The 15,832-nt window shown below is 66.9% G+C and carries 19 protein-coding genes; 17 read left to right on the forward strand and 2 right to left on the reverse strand.

Translation table 11 applies throughout. The features are described from left to right. Position 1 precedes the first annotated feature (1 nt). The 5 genes from ABC728_RS09145 to ABC728_RS09165 all read left to right on the forward strand — a co-directional run bounded on the left by ABC728_RS09145 (position 2) and on the right by ABC728_RS09165 (position 4,552). Positions 2–766, forward strand: a complete 765-nt coding sequence (locus ABC728_RS09145; RefSeq protein ID WP_416620486.1) for an SDR family NAD(P)-dependent oxidoreductase — start codon at positions 2–4, stop codon at positions 764–766. Next, positions 763–1,242, forward strand: a complete 480-nt coding sequence (locus ABC728_RS09150; protein WP_416620487.1) for a Rieske 2Fe-2S domain-containing protein — start codon at positions 763–765, stop codon at positions 1,240–1,242. The genes ABC728_RS09145 and ABC728_RS09150 overlap by 4 nt, the downstream gene beginning before the upstream one ends. Continuing rightward, a complete protein-coding gene (locus ABC728_RS09155) occupies positions 1,236–2,132 on the forward strand; it encodes an RHO alpha subunit C-terminal catalytic domain-containing protein (RefSeq protein ID WP_416620488.1) in 897 nt (298 codons plus the stop codon). The genes ABC728_RS09150 and ABC728_RS09155 overlap by 7 nt, the downstream gene beginning before the upstream one ends. Next, positions 2,129–2,689, forward strand: coding sequence for a GNAT family N-acetyltransferase (locus ABC728_RS09160; RefSeq protein ID WP_416620489.1), 561 nt, complete (start codon positions 2,129–2,131; stop codon positions 2,687–2,689). Before ABC728_RS09155 ends, ABC728_RS09160 begins: the two co-directional genes overlap by 4 nt. A gap of 681 nt (positions 2,690–3,370) precedes the next feature. After that, the gene (locus tag ABC728_RS09165) at positions 3,371–4,552 is read left to right on the forward strand and encodes a hypothetical protein (protein WP_445376356.1); all 1,182 of its coding nucleotides are present in this window, start codon (positions 3,371–3,373) and stop codon (positions 4,550–4,552) included. 12 nt (positions 4,553–4,564) lie between these two features. Here ABC728_RS09165 and ABC728_RS09170 read toward each other — a convergent pair whose 3' ends face one another. Both ABC728_RS09170 and ABC728_RS09175 read right to left on the reverse strand, forming a co-directional pair. Beyond that, positions 4,565–5,647, reverse strand: coding sequence for a 3-oxoacyl-ACP synthase III family protein (locus ABC728_RS09170; RefSeq protein ID WP_416620491.1), 1,083 nt, complete (start codon positions 5,645–5,647; stop codon positions 4,565–4,567). Between the two features lie 71 nt (positions 5,648–5,718). Beyond that, positions 5,719–6,708, reverse strand: coding sequence for a hypothetical protein (locus ABC728_RS09175; protein ID WP_416620492.1), 990 nt, complete (start codon positions 6,706–6,708; stop codon positions 5,719–5,721). Here ABC728_RS09175 and pseG point away from each other — a divergent pair, their 5' ends adjacent. The 12 genes from pseG to ABC728_RS09235 all read left to right on the forward strand — a co-directional run bounded on the left by pseG (position 6,709) and on the right by ABC728_RS09235 (position 15,829). Continuing rightward, positions 6,709–7,812, forward strand: a complete 1,104-nt coding sequence (pseG, locus tag ABC728_RS09180; RefSeq protein ID WP_416620493.1) for a UDP-2,4-diacetamido-2,4,6-trideoxy-beta-L-altropyranose hydrolase — start codon at positions 6,709–6,711, stop codon at positions 7,810–7,812. 110 nt (positions 7,813–7,922) lie between these two features. After that, entirely contained in the window at positions 7,923–9,032 is a 1,110-nt protein-coding gene (locus ABC728_RS09185; RefSeq protein ID WP_416620494.1) for an aromatic ring-hydroxylating oxygenase subunit alpha, read from the forward strand. 92 nt (positions 9,033–9,124) lie between these two features. Beyond that, positions 9,125–9,487 (forward strand): hypothetical protein, encoded by a 363-nt coding sequence (locus ABC728_RS09190; protein ID WP_416620495.1) that lies wholly within the window; start codon positions 9,125–9,127, stop codon positions 9,485–9,487. Between the two features lie 77 nt (positions 9,488–9,564). Then, positions 9,565–10,611, forward strand: coding sequence for a pseudaminic acid synthase (pseI, locus tag ABC728_RS09195; protein WP_416620496.1), 1,047 nt, complete (start codon positions 9,565–9,567; stop codon positions 10,609–10,611). Further along, positions 10,608–11,375 carry a cytidylyltransferase domain-containing protein gene (locus ABC728_RS09200; RefSeq protein WP_445376357.1) on the forward strand — a complete coding sequence of 256 codons (768 nt, stop codon included), beginning with the start codon at positions 10,608–10,610 and terminating at the stop codon, positions 11,373–11,375. The genes pseI and ABC728_RS09200 overlap by 4 nt, the downstream gene beginning before the upstream one ends. Beyond that, entirely contained in the window at positions 11,372–11,608 is a 237-nt protein-coding gene (locus ABC728_RS09205) for an acyl carrier protein (RefSeq protein ID WP_416620498.1), read from the forward strand. Before ABC728_RS09200 ends, ABC728_RS09205 begins: the two co-directional genes overlap by 4 nt. Beyond that, complete coding sequence (locus ABC728_RS09210) at positions 11,608–12,438, forward strand: alpha/beta fold hydrolase (RefSeq protein WP_416620499.1); 831 nt, start codon at positions 11,608–11,610, stop codon at positions 12,436–12,438. The genes ABC728_RS09205 and ABC728_RS09210 overlap by 1 nt, the downstream gene beginning before the upstream one ends. Continuing rightward, positions 12,435–12,686 (forward strand): acyl carrier protein, encoded by a 252-nt coding sequence (locus ABC728_RS09215; protein WP_416620500.1) that lies wholly within the window; start codon positions 12,435–12,437, stop codon positions 12,684–12,686. The genes ABC728_RS09210 and ABC728_RS09215 overlap by 4 nt, the downstream gene beginning before the upstream one ends. 3 nt (positions 12,687–12,689) lie before the next feature. Beyond that, positions 12,690–12,869: a hypothetical protein gene (locus tag ABC728_RS09220; RefSeq protein ID WP_416620501.1), complete on the forward strand. Its 180-nt coding sequence runs from the start codon at positions 12,690–12,692 to the stop codon at positions 12,867–12,869. 42 nt (positions 12,870–12,911) lie between these two features. Continuing rightward, positions 12,912–14,063 (forward strand): AMP-binding protein, encoded by a 1,152-nt coding sequence (locus ABC728_RS09225; RefSeq protein WP_416620502.1) that lies wholly within the window; start codon positions 12,912–12,914, stop codon positions 14,061–14,063. Further along, positions 14,060–14,788 carry an SDR family NAD(P)-dependent oxidoreductase gene (locus ABC728_RS09230; RefSeq protein WP_416620503.1) on the forward strand — a complete coding sequence of 243 codons (729 nt, stop codon included), beginning with the start codon at positions 14,060–14,062 and terminating at the stop codon, positions 14,786–14,788. Before ABC728_RS09225 ends, ABC728_RS09230 begins: the two co-directional genes overlap by 4 nt. Before the next feature lie 9 nt (positions 14,789–14,797). Continuing rightward, positions 14,798–15,829, forward strand: coding sequence for a 3-oxoacyl-ACP synthase III family protein (locus ABC728_RS09235; RefSeq protein ID WP_416620504.1), 1,032 nt, complete (start codon positions 14,798–14,800; stop codon positions 15,827–15,829). The last annotated feature ends 3 nt before the right edge of the window (positions 15,830–15,832 follow it).

The raw sequence follows: 15,832 nt of genomic DNA on the forward strand, positions 1-15,832 counted from the left end.
CATGCCTGCCATCACCAACCCCATGGATCTGTCGGGCCGCCACATCCTGGTCACGGGCGCGTCGGCCGGCATCGGCCGGGCCACGGCCGTGCTGGCATCCCGCCTGGGCGCGCGTGTGACCGTGACGGGTCGCGACGCCGGACGCCTGGCCGCGACGCTGGACGCACTGGCCGGCCATGATCATCACGCTTCGGCCTTCGACCTGTCAGCCGTCGATGCCATTCCGGGCTGGATGAAGACGTTGGCCGCCGCCAGCGGCCCCATCGACGGGCTGGCCCATTGCGCAGGCATCCAGACCCTGCGCCCCATCCGTATCTTCCAGGCCGATTTCTTCGACGAGGTGATGCGGACCAACCTCGGCGCCTCCCTGGCCCTGGCGAAGGGATTGCGGCAGAAGGGCGTGAAGGCGGAGAAGGCCAGCCTGGTCTATATCTCCTCCACGGCGGCCACGGCAGCCTCGCCGGCCAATGTCGTCTATGCCGCGGCCAAGGGCGGCATCATCGCCGCCACCAAGGGCCTGTCGGCAGAGATGCTGCCCGATGCCGTCCGCGTCAATTGCGTCGTGCCGTCCATCGTCATGACCGAACTGATCGAACGCGGTTTCGAGAAGCTCAATACTGATCAGATTGCGAATCTGGAAAAGCTGCAGCCCCTGGGCTTCGGCCATCCAGACGATGTGGCCAACGCCATCTGCTTCCTGTTGTCCGACGCTGCGCGCTGGATCACGGGCACGGCCATGGTGGTGGACGGGGGCCGCACGGCATGACCGGCTGGGTACTGCTGGGCAGGATGGCGGATGTAGACGGCAACGGCCGGTGGATCGCGGGCTGGGCCGGCGCGATCCCTGTGCTGGTCCGGAATTTCCAGGGCGACCTGCGCGGGTTCCGCAATGTCTGTTCGCACCGCTTCGCCCGGATGCTGACGGAACCGGCCGGCAAGGGTCCCCTGCGCTGCCCCTACCACGCCTGGGTCTATGATGCCGACGGTGTGCCGCGTGCCATTCCCTTCAACGATACCGACTTCCATCTGGACGAGGCCGGACGCCGTGCCCTTGCCCTTCCCCCCATCGCCGTGACCGCAACCCATGGCCTGGTCTTCGTCCATGCCGATCCGTCGGCCGATGCGGGCATTCCGCTTGGCTGGATGGCAGCCGGGCGCACGCATCTGCCCGACGGCGCCGTGATCGGGACCAACGGGGTGATCCTGCACCGTCCCTCCGCCGGGCGGGAGGGCGCATGCTGAGCTATGATCTGGCCCCGCCCCGGCGCACCCTGCTGCCCCCCGGCTGGTTCCATGATCCGGCGGCCCATCGGGCCGAGGATGCGGCGTTGTCCACATGCCTGCCCTGGCGCTTCGCCGGGCTGGCAGGTGATCCCGACATTGCCGGGGACGCCGCCGTCACGGCCTGCGGTCGTTTTGTTTTCTGCCGGCAGACGCCCGACGCGCCGCCCCTGTCCGACTGGCTGCTGCCCTTCGCCGCGCAACTGGAACGGCTGTCCCTGGTGATGGACGACAGCCCGGTTGCCTCGGACAGCCTGGAATTCGCCGCGAACTGGAAGATTCTGGCCGAAAACACGCTGGATGACTTCCACGGATCGACGGTGCATCCGCAGACCATCCACCCGGCCGTCGATGCCGACTGGCGCCGGCACCTGGAAACGTGGCGCGCCGGCCCGCACAGCCGGTCAAGCTGGAAACTGTCGGACAGCACAGCCGGATGGTGGGACAAGCTGGTCGCACGGGGAAGGCTGCGCCGGTTCAGCGACCAGAACCGGTACGACCATACCTTCATCTTCCCCGATCTTTATGTTTCCAGCTTTCACGGAGCCATGGTCATCGTCCATCGCATCGTGCCCCTGTCCGTGGGGTGCAGCCGGCTGGAATGGCGGATATATCTGGCTACCGACCAGCCGGATGACCGGCGGGCCGGCAGTTTCCGCCGGGGGCTGGCCAGCATGCTGTCCAGCTCTGCCCGCCAGGTGATCGAAGAGGACAGGCCGCTGTGCGAGCAGGTGCAGCAGGCAAGGGGCGCTGCCACCGGTCCCGGCATGCTGGGCTGGCGCGAACAGCGCATCGGCGATTTTCATGCCGCCCTGGCCGCCATCCTGGACCCGGAGTGCGTCCCCGCATGAGCCCGTCGCTGACATTCAGGCCCCCGACGACCGATGACGCCGCCCTGCTGCTGGCCTGGCGCCGGCTGCCCGAAATCGCCGCGCAATCCTTCAGCGATGTGCCGGATGACATCGACCGGCAGCGCGCCTGGATCGAACGATCCAACGCGCGCGCGGATTATGTCCACCGCATCATCCAGGTGGATGGTGTGGATGTCGGGTATGGCAGCATCACGGTCACCCATGCCGAATGGCGGATCGGCACCATCGGCGTCTATATGGGCGACAGGCGGGGGCGGACGGGCATCGGCGCCCTGAACTTCGCCCCGATGCTCAATCACTGCTTCCACACGCTGGGCCTGCGCAAGCTGGTCAACCAGATTTTCGACAGCAACCCGCGGGTGCTGAAGGGACAGGCACTGCTGGGCTATCGCCATGTCGGCGTGCTGAAGGACCATGCCCTGAAGGACGGCACCCCGCGCGACGTGCATCTGTTTGAAATGCGGGCAGCCGATTGGGCCGCCGTGCGTCACCGTTTCGGATTGTTCCGCGACATGGACGCAAACGTGACCGGTTGATGATGTTGGCCGCATCCCAGACAGGGTAAAGTTGTAGAAAATCTCATATTAACGCATATCTGCTATTCGATTTATGATGATCCACCACTAACATGCCCTGTCGGGATGCGAATGGTTGCGCGTCGGAATGTCGCGCAGCAGTCCGGAAATGCCAATCAATTTCCGAACGTTCGATCGGCTATGCGAAAGCTATAGCCTGAATGTTTCCTCCGGTCGAATGTCCGATAACTTTAAATATAAGACAGCCAATATTAACTAATTAACGCCGAAATGACTATGTATAAAAGTATAGAATTTCCATAAATCAAGACAATATTAAGCACCCTCCTGAATGAATCACATGACACAAAGTGATTGTGTGTGTAGTGTATTATGCAGATCGATAGAATTTTAAGCATTTTACGTTTACTTAACACTTAGAAGACCATAATATGCTTAAGAAGCGCGGAGAAAGAAAACGCCGATGAGCATCGGGAAGATACTGAGAGCATTGCTGTCAGTGAGCCTGAAGAAGGGAGTGGACGGCCCCGACGAGCGCGGCCGGCGGCACACTATGGGCAGATTTTCTCCCCCCACTCCGGCAAGGTCGGCAAGACGACGGGCTCCAGCTCCGAACTGGGCCCAACCCTGCGTCGCATCTTCAAGAATAATGACCCCACACAGGCGGGCAGCATCCATCTGGTGGGGCTGGAAAGCCTCCGGGAGAAACTGGGAAACCGCTGGGGGGCCGTCGCCGATCGCGTCCATCAACTGACGGAACGCCTGCTGCGCCAGCAATTGAAGCCGGCGGACGCCTGGTTCCGGTACAATAATGAATCCTATGTCGTGGTCTTCGCCAGCCTTGGCCCTTCCGAATCTCGGCTGATCTGCGCCAAGATTCTGGAGGAACTGCAACGCATGCTGTTGGGAGAGGCGGACGCCCAGTCGATCGTCGTCCATACCGCCGTCTACGAGATGAACTCGGATGTGATGTTCGAACCGGCCCGCCTGTGCGACATGCTTGACAATTTCGCCACGCAGGCGCGGGAGGATGTGGCCGCCGACCAGTCCTCCACCAAGCCCTGGAACGGCTATCGCTACAATTCCCAGGAAAACTGGGGGCCGCTGGAAATCAAGTATGCCCCCTTCTGGGATACACGCACGGGAACGGTCTCGGTATTCATGGCACGGCCCATGCGTTCCCGTCCCGAACGCTCCCCCGTCTGGGGGTATGATTGCCTGGAAAATCCGGAAGACCCGGCGCCGATTCTGGAGATGGATATCCAGGTCATGCGCAGCGCCGTCGTGTCGGCGCTGGAACTGCACGATCAGCGGGTACGCTTCTTCCTGTCGCTGCCGGTGCATTTCGAAAGTCTGGCCGTCATCGGCCGACGGCGGGAGTTCCAGGCGGCCTTGCTGGAAATCCCCGGCCATATGCGTCCCTTTCTGACCTACCACATCGTGGGAGCCCCCTCGGGTGTGCCGGTTGGCCGGCTGGCGGAGATGGTGTCCCTGCTCCGCCCCTTCGGCCGCATGACCATGGTGATGCTGGAAGCCGGCAGCGGCGACCTGCCGGCCGTTGCCGCCGCCGGCGCCAAGGTGGCCTGCACCGCCCTGCCGCCGGGAACGGCCGGCGACCGGTTGCGACAGGACATGCTGCGCTTTGCCACCACGGCCGCCAAGCTGCGCCTGCGTACCTCGGTGGAAGGGGTGATGGACAGTGCCATGGGAGAGTTCTGCGAGGCGGCCGGCGTCTCCTTCATCGGCGGTCCGCTGATCTCCAACTGGCTGGACCGGCCGCGCCAGGCCATGCGGCGCACGCGCGAGGAAGTGCTGAACCTGCGCGTCTATGAAAGCGGCAGCCACCCGCAGGATGTGGAATAGCCCGGCACCGGATCACACCACCATTGCCGGGTAATCCGCCGGCAGTTCGGCCACGGCCGGTGCCGGAATGGGGCCGATATCGGCCAGGATCGTTCCCCAGGACCAGCCGACACCGAACCCGGCCATCAGCAGCTTGCGCGGCCCCGCCGTCAGTTCCCCGCCCAGCCGCGAGCAGATGGCCAAAGGCACCGACGCGCTGCTGGTGTTGCCGTACTTCTCCATGTCGATGATGTATTTGCCGGGATCGCAGCCGATCTTCTTGCGGATATGGTCCAGCATCATCTTGTTGGCCTGGTGCGGCACGACAAAGTCCAGCGTGTCCACCGTCACCCCGGCATCCGCCATCGCCTCCTTCAGCAGGCCCGGGACGGCGCGCAATGTGAAGGTGAATACCTCCGCCCCGTTCAGATGCAGGCGCGCATCACGGTAGAGCCGTTCCATCTCCGCTTCCGACCGGGGGGGATCGGTGGGGATCAGGCAATCGCGCTTGCCACCCGCCTTCACGAAGATGTGCTTCGCCCCGCCGCCATCGGTTCCCAGGCTGACATGCATGGCCGGCGCCGCGGGGTCGATCTCCAGCGCCGTGGCCGACCCGGCATCCCCGAACAGCGGCAGGGTGGCCTTGTCCTGCGGATGCAGCCAGCGGGTGGAATTGTCCCCGCACAGGACGAGCGCCCGTTTGGCCGTGGAACCGCCCAGCAGCTTCGACGCCATCCACACACCATAAACGAAGCCCGAACAGCCCAGCGTCACGTCGAAACAGGCCGCACTTGTCGGCAAGCCCAGATGGCGCTGCAGCACAGCGGCGGTGACGGGCAGCACGTAATCGACATCCTGGCTGACAAAGACCAGTATATCGACGGACGCCGGGTCCCAGCCCAGTTGTTCCAGAAGCCCCTCGGCGGCGGCACGGCACATGTCGGATGCGCAATAGGGCGGCGGCAGCACACGGCGTTCATAGACGCCGATGCCGGCATGCAGCTTGCGCGCCTCCTCCTGCGTGAAAATCCCCGGCGTTTCGACAAAGGAATGGCGCTGGCGCGGCACGACGGCCCGCACACCCGCGATCCGCACCCCTTCGATGATGGCCTTCATGCTTGGCTGTCCCGATCCTTGTCTCTGGCCCCACTAGAACATAAACCCCGCCCCGGCTCCAAGCCGGACGCTTACCGCATGAGGGCACGGTTGATATAGGGATCGAAGCCGTCGCGGCGGGGCATGAAAGGCTGGGGGGCGCTGTGTGGCGTGCGCCAGACACCATATTGCGCCGTCGCCAGCAATCGGGATCGCGCCAGCGGCAGCCTGCCGCGATGCACGCCGAACGTATCCGCCAGGAAGACCGTGCCCGCCGCACCCGTGACGGAAACGGACGGCAGGTCTCCCAGGACAGTTGCCACTTTCTCGTCCGACAGACGGTTGATCTCCACCAGCCGTTCATCGCGTTGCGAGGTCGCAACATACTCGAACGGCCCGTCATCCGGCCCCACATCGCTCAGATACACAAACAGCTTGAAGCCGCGAATATTGTCCCAATCGCGATGGAACCACTGCGTGCCCTTGGCCTGGGTGCGCGCCGTGAAAGACCACCAGGCCCCGATATTGTCCAGCGTTGGCTTGCAGCCCAGGAACAGGCCAGCCACATCCAGCACCAGCGGATGGTTGAACAGGGCCCACAGACCCGGTGCCGCCAGGATTTGATCCTGGCTGTAATAGCCCATGTTCGTTTCCTCTGACGGCACGGCGCCGTGCCGGAAACGGCCGAGATGCGGGCGATAAGGATCGTGGCAGTCCTGGTCGTCGAACCAGTCGCGCGCCGCCATGGCCTGCCCGGCGGTCAAAAGGGCCAGCGGCTCGGTATAGCCCCGATCCAGCAATTGTTCATGCAGGCGCCGCGCTTCCTGCTGCGGCGGCGACGTCATGCGCGGACGGCCCAGCGTGGCAAGCCATGCCAGCCAGCGCCGCCGCCCTGGTCCGCCCGACAGGGGCAGCAGGTCATAGGGCAGGTTCCGATGATCCTGCCGGGCACGGCGGATGATCTGTGACAGGGTCAGATTGCGGATGGTCGGCATGGCCGTAGAAGCTACACCGGTCCGGCAGGTGCTGCAAAGGGGGAACCTTGCCGTGCGCCGGCCGGCCATGATAGGGATTTCAGACATTTGTCGGCATTCCTCCTGCCCCGTACCGATCCAGCACAGGCGCCCATGCCGCTGATCCTGATCCGCGCCGATGCCAGCCCGGCCAAGGGTACTGGGCATGTCATGCGCTGTCTGGCGCTGGCAGAGGCCTTGCGGGCGCAAGGGGCCCGTGCCGCCTTCGCCTGCATGGAAATCACCCCCGCCCTGGCGGGTCGGCTGCGGGATGAAGGGATCGATCTTCACCTGCTGGACGGCGACGACGCCACGGCCACCCTGGCGCTGGGAAACCGGCTGGACGCGGCGGCTCTGGTGGTGGACAGCTATTGGCTGGATGCCGGCTGGCGCCGGACCGTGCGGCCGGGGTTCCGCGCCGTGCTGGCGCTGGATGATCTGGCCGACACCGATCTGCATGCCGATATGGTGTGGAACCCCGCATCGCGTGCCGCCGACCTGCCCTATGATCGCCGGGCACCGGGGGCGGGGCGCCTGTTCGGGCCCGCCTTCCTGCTGCTGCGCGCGGAGATCCGTCGCGCGGCCAATGCATCGCGGCCGCCACCGGACCAACGCGACACCATCCTGCTGACCTTCGGCGGGTCTGATCCGGCCGGACTGACCGTGCCGGTGGTCAAGCGGCTGGCACCTGCCCTGCCGCCCGGTGTACGGCTGGAAGTCGTAGCCGGTGGCAGCAATCCGGCGCTGGATTGCGTGACGGCAGCCTGTGCCCGTCATGCCGGCCGCATCGCCCTGCATGTGGACAGCCGCCGGATCGGCGCGCTGATGGCCGGGTGCGGGCTGGCCATAACGGCCGGTGGCGGCACGGTGGCCGAACTGGCGGCGCTGGCCACACCCTGCCTGCTGGCCATCGTGGCCGACAATCAGGCTCCCGCGGGCGAGGATGCACGGGCCCGCGGCTGGGCCGCCGTCATCGACGGCCGCGGCGACCGCGCCGCCGCGGCGGACGCCATTGCCACCATGGCCCTGTCGCTATGGGCCGACCCCGCACGCCGGCTGGACCTGTCCCGTCGCATCACGATGGATGGCATCGACGGGCTGGGGGCGGATCGGGTGGCCGCCGCCCTGCTGGCCCGGCTGGCGGCGGGGCCGGCCCGGACCGGCCAGAACTGAATATCGACGTTCCCCGCTTGCCCGGTCCCGCTTGCCCGGCACATGATGGCGGGTGCGGATGGCACCCGCCATTTCCCTTCTGTCTGCTCCCTGCCCTGGACGCTCCCCACATGCTGGCCCGCCCTGCCGCCCTTTCCGCAGCCGATTACCGCGACCCGGCGATCTTCGCCGCCGAACAGCGCGACCTGTTCGCCCGAAGCTGGCAGTTCGTGGGCTTCACCGATGAACTGGCGGCCCCCGGTTCCTGGCTGGCCCGGCAGATCGCGGGGGAACCGGTGCTGGTACAAGATTTCGATGGCGAGGTGCGTGCCCTGCGCAATGTCTGTTCCCACCGGTTCGCCCGGTTACGGATGGGGGAACAGGGTGTGGCGGGCGGCCCCCTGCGCTGCCCCTATCATGGCTGGACCTATGACCGGGACGGGGTGCCCGTGGGCGTTCCGGGCAATGCCGAATGTTTCGGCCTGGACCGGGCCGCCCGGCAGGGGCTGGCCCTGCGCCGCTATGAACTGGACCGGGCCGGCCGTTTCCTGTTCGTGCGCGTCACGCCCGGCGGGCCATCGCTGGCCGACTGGCTGGGCCCCTACCGGGACCTGCTGCAAGCGCTGTCGGACGGCATGGCCGCCCCCTTCGCCCAGGCGGCACAAACCTGGGCCGCCAACTGGAAGGTGGGGGTGGAGAATGTGCTGGAGGTCTATCACGTCGATGCCGTGCATCCCGACAGCTTCCGCACCGTGGTGGATGGGTCCTGGCGCGTGGAAGGCACGGGCCCGCATTCCACGGGCTATGCCGGCATCCGGGCGGAGGCGCAACGCTGGTGGGAGGGGGCGGGCAAGCGGCTGGGCCTGGCCCCGGTGCAGGCGGTTGCGGGCATGGAAGGCTATGTCCATCTGCTCCTGTTCCCCAATCTGGCCATCGGCATCACCGCCGGCCGGATGATGAGCGTCCAGACGCTGGAACCCACCGGGCCCGAAAGCTTCACCCTGCGCTATCGCCTGTGCCTGGCCCCCGCCCGTGAGGGGGCCAGCCGGGCGGCGCTGGCGGCCGTCACCACCCATCTGGCGGCCCTGAACGAAGAACTTCTGTCCGAAGACAGGGCGGTCTGTGCCGCCGTGGGGGCCGGCCTGCACCATGCCGAGGGGGCCGCACTTCTGGGCCGCAACGAGGATCGTATCCGTCATTTCCACGATGCACTCACTGCCGGCCTGCTCCGGCAAACCTGACCTCAAGGCTATAAGACGAAAAAACCCTAGGATGCGTGCGACCCGGGCTCTACGGTACGCACGGTTTTATTGTGGAAACGGAGGGCACGCGCGTGAAAGAGATGCGCACGCTCGGCTTCACCGAACGCGAATCGATCCAGGCCATCATCGACCTGTTGCGCAAGCAGCGGGTGAAGATTCCCGTCGGACAGGTCGTCGGCCTGGCCCTGACGGAAGAGCCCGTGTCCGCCACGCTGACGATCGAGGACAATGACGGCGAGCATCACCAGGTGAAGCGCAACGCCGCCGAACTGGCGGCATCGCTGGTCAATTACTGCATCGAGCGCAAGATCCGCCTGCCTGCCATGTCCAACAAGTTCGTGGAGGTGATCGGCGGCGCGCTGAACCTCATCGTCTATCTGGACGATGTGGAGGCGGCGGCACCGAAGAAACGGCGCAAGCCTGCCGGCGGCTGACCTTTTGGGCTGACCGCTTCCGCCCGCCCCCCTGTCGGTGCTAGCATCGGATGCCCTTCCCCATCCGGCCATCCCGCATGACCCGCTTTCCCAACCGTTTCCAGCCCGGCCAGCCGCCCTTTCTCATCGCGGAAATGTCCGGCAACCATAATGGCGATATCGACCGCGCCCGACGCCTGATCGATGCCGCCCGGGATGCCGGGGCCGATGCGGTGAAGCTCCAGACCTACACGGCCGACACCATCACCATGGATGTCGACCGGCCGGAATTCCGGCTGGAGGGCGGGCTTTGGGCCGGCCGGTCGCTGCATGAGCTCTACCGGGAGGCACATACTCCCTGGGACTGGCACGAGGCGCTGTTCGCCCATGCCCGTGAGGCCGGCATCGCTATTTTCAGCAGCCCCTTCGACCCCACGGCCATTGACCTGCTGGAAGGGCTGGGGGCGCCCGCCTACAAGATCGCCAGTTTCGAACTGATCGACCTGCCCCTGATCAGCAGGGCCGCGGCCACGGGCAAGCCGCTGATCATGTCCACGGGCATGGCATCCCTGGGAGAGATCGCGGAAGCAGTGGCCACGGCACAGGCGGCCGGGGCCGGCAGCATCGCGCTGCTGCATTGCGTATCGGGATATCCGACGCCGGTGGAGGATTGCGACCTGCGCACGATCCCGCACATGGCGGCGGCCTTCGGCCTGCCGGTAGGCCTGTCGGACCATACGATGGGGGTGGCCGTGCCCGTGGCAGCCGTGGCGCTGGGGGCCGTCATCGTGGAGAAGCATTTCACGCTGGCCCGCGCCGATGGGGGGCCGGATGCGGCCTTTTCGCTGGAGCCCGCCGAATTCCGGGCCATGGCCGATGCCTGCCACATGGCACACGCCGCCCTTGGCAGCATCTCCTATGCCCTGAAACCGTCGGAGGCGGGCGGCAGGACCTTTCGCCGTTCCCTTTACGTCAACCGCGACGTGCCAGCGGGCACCGTGCTGGGCGAGGGGGATGTAAGGTCCATCCGGCCGGGCCTGGGTCTCGCCCCCAAGCACCTGCCCGACATACTGGGCCGCACGGCCGCCCGCGATCTGAAGCGTGGCGAACCGGTGGACTGGACCATGCTGGGCCGGGCCCCATGATACAGGCCGCCCCGCGCGTGATCGGCGTCATCCAGGCCCGGATGGGTTCCACCCGGCTGCCGGGCAAGGTCATGATGCAGGTCGCGGGCAAAAGCCTGATCGCCCATCAGGTGGAACGGCTGCGTCGCTGCCGCCGGCTGGATGGACTGTGCCTCGCCACCAGCGACCGGCCCGGCGACGATGCACTGGCCGATCACGCCGCGGCCCTGGACGTTCCCGTATTCCGCGGCAGCGAAACGGACGTGCTGGACCAATTCTACCGCGCCGCCTATGGCCAGGGGGCCGACATCGCCGTGCGCTTCACAGGCGATTGCCCGCTGATCGACCCCGCCCTGGTCGATACGCTCGTGGCGCTGCATGATGGCACCACCCCCCCGCCGGATTATGCCGCCATCGACGTGTCGCGCTATCCGCGCGGGCTGGACGCGGAACTGGTGTCCATGGGCGCGTTGCAGGCTGCCTGGACCGACGCGCAGGAGGATTTCGAGCGTGAGCATGTCCTGCCCTTCATCTGGCGCCGGCCAGAGCGGTTCCGCCTGTCCTGGCTGACCGATCCGGACCTTGACGCCCCGTGGCGCTGGTGCGTCGATACGGAACAGGATCTCCTGCTGGTACGGCACTTGCTGGAATGGCTTTTGCCCGTTAATCCAGCCTTTGGCTGGCGGGATGCCGATGGTGCCATGCGCGCGCATCCCGAATGGGCAGCGATCAATCGGGAGGTGGTGCAGAAGACCCTGCCCCCCTGCAATAGTGAAGGAGCATGATGATGACCCGCGCCGAATTCCTGGCCGCCCTGGAGGAGATGCTGGAACTGGATGCCGGCACCCTGGCGCCCGATGCGCCGCTGGACAGCCTGGAGGCCTGGGACAGCCTAGCCGTGATCAGCTTCATCGCCCTGGTCGATGAGCATTTCGACCATGTCGTCGCAGGCGAGGACCTGGCGAAGGCCCGGACGGTTTCCGATCTTCTGGCCCTCACGGGCGCCGATCTGGCCTGATGTCCGGCCTGCCCCGCCCCGCCATCCCCGCCGGCCGCACGCGGCGGCAGGTGGTCGACCTGGCCGGTGGCCCGGCGGCCTGGCTGATGGGCGGCCGCCTGGGACCCGGCGACGGGGATGCCCCGCCGCTGGTCTTGCTGCACGGGCTGGCCGGCGACGCGCTGACATGGCAGTTCAACCTGACGGCCCTGGCCGCCGACCGTGCCGTGCTGGCGCCGGATCTGCCGGGGCACGGGTCCAGCACGCTGGATGTCGGTCATGGCCATGTGGATGATCTGGCGCGCTGGGTGGGCGGACTGATCGATGCCTGGGGGGTGGGGCGTGTGGACATTGTCGGCCATTCGCTGGGCGCCCGCGTGGCATTGTCCCTGGCCCATCAGCGGCCATCCCTGGTGGGCCGGGCCACCCTGATCGCCTGTGCCGGCCTGGGCAGTGACCTGGACCACCTGTTCCTGGACAGGCTGGCCGAGGCGGGATCGATCGAACAGGCACGCCTGGCCGCCGGCGCGCTGTTCGCCGAACCCGGTGCCCTGGTGGAGCCGATGGCCCGCGCGCTGGCCCTGCGCCTGTCGCAGCCGGCCAACCGCGCAGCCATCAAATCCCTGCTGGATGCCAATCGCGCCGACCTGTCGGAACGGCTGGTTCAGCGGGACTGGGTACCGGCCGCGCCCGTTCAGCTCATCTGGGGGCGGCGGGACACTATCGTGCCGCCCCCGGCGGCCGGCCTGATCCCCGCCGGCATCCCTTATCACCTGCTGGATGGTGCCGGCCACATGCCGCATGTGGAGGCGGCCAGCCGCGTCAACGCCCTGATCCGGAGTTTCCATTGACCGACAAGAACGCGATGCTGGCCCTGATCGGGCGCGAGGTCGGCCGCATCCTGGCCGACAAGGGCGAAGCGCCGGCGATCATCACGGCCGATACGCTTTTCCTGGAAGGCCCGCTGCCCTTCGACTCCCTGGACCTCGCCACCCTGATCGTGGCGCTGGAGGGGGAGACGGGCAAGGACCCGTTCCGCCAGGGCTTCCGCCAGTTCACGACCGCCGGCGAACTGGCCGCCCTTTATACGGCAGCGTAGCCAATGCCGACGGTGTGGCAATGGATCGCCGGCGGCGTCGCCCTCTACCTGCTGCTTCTGGCCCGCAGTGCCTGGAAGCAAGGGGAGTTCAAGCAGTTTCTGTGGGGCCTGGTGACCGTGATCGGCCTGCTCACGCTGATCGGCGGCATCATCTGGGCCTGGGATGCCGCGCGTGGACCGTGAGAGGGCTTGGATTGCCCCCCTGCCCTGCCGCATGATGGCACCATGCGACCTGCCCTGACCCCGCCCTGGACCCACCCCGGTTTCCGCCTTGTCTGCGGCGGCCGGGAATGGGCTTGGCCGGATCTGTCAGACCTGGCGGCCAGCCTGTCATCCGGTCCGCTTGTGGCCGGCGGCGGCGATCTGCCGCGACTGGTGGCCACCCTGGTTGCGGGCTGGCAGCGCGAACAGCCCGTCGCCCTGCTGCGCGGCGGCTTGCCCCCGCCCACGGCCATGACGGGGCGGGAGCGCCTGCTGCTGCTGGAAACCTCGGGCACCACAGGCACGCCAAGGCGAGTGACCCGCCCGTTCGATGCCGTGCTGGCCGGTATCGAAGCGACGCGGGGGGCCGGCGGGCGCTGGCTGCTGACATATGACCCCTGCGGCTTCGCTGGCCTTCAGGTGCTGTTGACCGCGATGCGCGGCGGCGGCACCCTGCTGGCCGATCCCGCCGCCGATGTCGCCACGCTGGTGCGACTGGCTCTGGAAGGCGGTGCCAGCCATATCAGCGCCACGCCCAGCTTCTGGCGCCTGCTGCTGCTGTCCGGCGCCACACCGCCCCTGAAGCGCATCACGCTGGGCGGGGAGGCGGCGGACCAGCCCCTGCTGGATGCCCTGCGCGCCCGGTTTCCCGATGTTCCGCTACGCTGCATCTATGCAGGCACGGAATGGGGACGGCTGTTCACCGTGGCCGACGGACAGGCCGGCTTTCCGGCCCGATGGCTGACTGACCCTCCTGGTCCCTATTCATTCCGTATCCGGAATGATATTTTGCAGGTGCGGGTGGGCGAGGCATGGCAGGAGACCGGCGATCTTGTGGAGATCGTTGGCGACAGGGTTTTGTTCCGGGGCCGGAACGATCTTGTGATCAATGTTGGCGGGGCAAAGGTGAACCCTGCGCTGGTCGAGGCGCGGTTGCTGTCGCTGACCGGCGTGAGTGACGCCGTGGCCTATGGCATTCCCAGCCCCATCACCGGATACTTGGTGGCCGCCGACATTGTTGCCCCCACCTGGGAAGGTGATGATGGCTGGAGAACGCGGGTTCAGGCCGCCCTGTCTGACCTGCCCCCGCCATCCCGGCCCCGGCGGTTGCGGCTGCTGAACCAGCTCCCCTTGTCGGCAGCCGGCAAGAAACGACGCCTTGCGGAGGATGCATGAAAAGCCCCGTCATCGTCACCGGCGGAAGCCGTGGCCTGGGCCTGTCCATAACCCGTGCCCTGCTGGAGGAGGGGTATGCCGTGGCGACTTGCAGCCGCACCCTGGGCGATGCCCTGCCCGGCCTGATGGCTGCCCATCCGGACAGTCTGTTCTGGCAGGTGGCGGATATCGGGGACGCGACATCCACGCAGGCATTCGTCAAGGCCGCCGTGCAGCGCTTTGGCCCCCCCTGGGGCCTGGTCAACAATGCCGGTATCGCGCGGGAGGGCATCCTGGCCACCTTGCCGCTGGTGGAGGTGGACAGCCTGATCCAGACCAACCTGACGGGCGCCATACAAATGGCGCGCGGGGTGTTGCGGCATATGTTGTCACGGCCCGGCGGCGGGCGGATCATCAACATTTCTTCCATCATCGGGCAGCGCGGCTATACCGGTCTGGCCGCCTATGCCGCAACAAAGGCCGGGCTGGATGGGCTGACGCGCGCCCTGGCACGGGAGGTCGGGCGGCGGCAAATCACGGTCAACAGCGTGGCGCCCGGTTATCTCGATACCGAAATGTCCGACACCCTTTCTGCCGGGCAACGCGAACAGATCGTCCGGCGCACGCCGATGGCACGCCTGGGCACGGCCGGGGATATCGTGCCCGCCGTGCTGTTCCTGCTGGGTGACGGCGCGCGCTTCATCACGGGCCAGACCATCACCATCGATGGCGGCATCACCTGCTGAGGGATCGACATGGCTCAGGCCCGTATCCACGCCATCGCCTTGCGCGGCATCGTCTCTGCCCTGCCCACCACGGTCGAAGGCGAGGCGGAGATGGCCGCCCGGTTCGGGGCCGATCAGGCCCGCCGGATCGCGGCCGCCACCGGTATCCGGCAGCGTCATATCATCGGTCCAGACCAATGCATGTCCGACCTGGCCGTGCCCGCGGCCCATGCCCTGCTGGCGGATCTCGGGTGGCTGGCCGGGACGATCGACCTGCTGATCACGGTCACGCAGACGCCTGACCACCCCCTGCCCGCCACGGCCTGCCTGTTGCAGCAGCGCCTGGGGTTGGGCCGGCATTGTGCGGCCTTCGATGTGGGGCTGGGATGCTCGGGCTATGTCTACGGCCTTTGGCTTGCCGCCTCGCTACTGTCCGGCATGGGCCGGGGGCGCTGCCTGTTGGTGGCCGGTGACACGACCAGCCGCACCCTGGACCGTGACGACCGCTCCGTGGCCCCCCTGTTCGGGGATGCCGCCAGCGTGACCGCGCTGGAATTCGATCCCGGCGCCGGCATGCTGACCATCGATGCCGGCACCGATGGCACCGGCGCGCCCTATCTCATCCAGCCGGGTGGCGGGGCACGGCGGCCCGATGGGGGAAAGCTGTTCATGGATGGCACACAGGTCTTCGCCTTCACCCTGCGGGAAGTGCCCAAGGCCATCGCTGCCACGTTGGCCGCCGCCGACTGCGATATCAGGATGATGGACCATGTCGTGCTGCATCAGGCCAACGAGATGATGGTACGCCGGCTGGGGCAAAAGATCGGTGCCGATACAGGCCAGATGGTCATGGCCCTGGCCGATCGCGGCAATACCAGTTCGGCTTCCATACCGCTTGCCATCTGCGACACGCTGGGCCCGTCGCTACGGTCCGACCGGCGTCACCTGCTGCTGTCGGGATTCGGGGTCGGCTGGTCCTGGGCAACCGCTGTCTGGCAGGTGGGACCTGTGGATACCTGCCGGACCATCCTTGTCGACCGGGACGGGCTTGTCACCGGCTGAGCG

This window comes from Niveispirillum fermenti (assembly GCF_052474395.1).